The organism is Mesorhizobium sp. (assembly GCF_004962925.1).
Taxonomy (GTDB): Bacteria; Pseudomonadota; Alphaproteobacteria; order Rhizobiales; family Rhizobiaceae; genus Mesorhizobium.
On sequence record NZ_SUEO01000204.1, the window covers coordinates 371 to 1,723 of the forward strand.

The 1,353-nt window shown below is 64.5% G+C and carries 1 protein-coding gene and 1 pseudogene; both read left to right on the forward strand.

What is annotated here, in order from left to right:
- The coding region (locus tag E5W87_RS28630) for a molybdopterin cofactor-binding domain-containing protein (RefSeq protein WP_292405164.1) at nucleotides 1-631 on the forward strand (631 nt) is incomplete at its 5' end.
- Nucleotides 628-1,353 (forward strand): annotated as a pseudogene (locus E5W87_RS28635) (6-hydroxynicotinate reductase); the annotation flags it as partial. The gene E5W87_RS28630 and the pseudogene E5W87_RS28635, both read left to right, overlap by 4 nt.

Here is a 1,353-nt window from a genome sequence, read left to right on the forward strand (position 1 = left end):
CAACGTGTCGGAGAAGGCGGCGATCGCTCTGGATGGCACAAGCCTGGTCATCCGCGAGGGCGAAGCGACCCGGCATATCGATTTGTCCACGCTGAAGGCTGATGCCGATGGTTACCTCTTCCGCGCCGAGGAAAGCTACGACCCACCGACGCTGCCGCTCGACGCCAAGGGTCAGGGCAAGCCTTACGCGGTCTACGGCTATGGCGCGCAGATCGCCGAACTGGAGGTCGACCTCAAGCTCGGCACGGTGAAGCTGATCAAGATCACGGCCGCGCATGATGTCGGCAAGGCGATCAATCCGCTGCTCGCCGAAGGCCAGATCGAGGGTGGCATCGCGCAAGGCATCGGCATGGCGTTGATGGAGGAGTACATTCCCGGCCGCACCGAAAACCTGCACGACTATCTCATCCCGACCATCGGCGACGTGCCGCCGATCGAGACCATCCTGATCGAAGTTCCGGATCCGGAAGGACCCTTTGGCGCCAAGGGCTTGGGCGAGCATGTGTTGATCCCGACGGCGCCCGCGATCCTCAATGCCATCCGCCATGCCACCGGCGTCCTGGTCACCAAAATTCCAGCGACGCCGAGCCGCATCCGCGCTGCGATCCGGGAGAAGGAGGCGCGCCGATGAGCGAGCTTGCCGAACGCTTCGAAACCCACGATCCCGGCGAGAAGCAAGTGGCGGAAAAGATCCGCTGCGATGCCTGCCCGGTCATGTGCTACATATCAGATGGCCGCACCGGCGCTTGTGATCGCTACGGCAATGTCGGCGGCAGAATCGTGCGGATGGATCCGCTGACAATCCTCGACCATGCGGCCGAGACCGGCGCTCCGGTTGTGCCTTTCATCGCCAAGGGCGAGGCCTGGGACGGCGAACTGGTCAACGCCGGCCGCCGCTTCGTCACTGCGATCGGCGCCGGCACCACCTATCCCGACTACAAGCCGGCGCCTTTCATCGTCAGCCAGGAGGTCGAAGGCGTCGATCTCGTCACCGTGGTCACCGAGGGCATCTTCTCCTACTGCGGCGTCAAGGTGAAGATCGATACCGACCGCCATATCGGCCCCGAAACGGCGACTGTCCGCGCGGCGGGCGAGGCGATCGGCCATGTCACCACAGGCGAATATGGCTCGCAGATGCTGTCGCTGGGCGGCGTGCATCATCTGACCGGCGGCTCCAAGGCCGAAGGCCGCGCCACCTGCGATGCGCTGCTTAATCTATGCAACCGCAAGCCGGTCGAGCTCACCATCGACGGCGGTGCCACGGTCATCATCGAAGCCGGCAAGCCCCCGGTCATCGACGGCCAGCTCGAACATCGCATGCGGGTCGGCTGCGGCTCGGCCACCATCGGCATG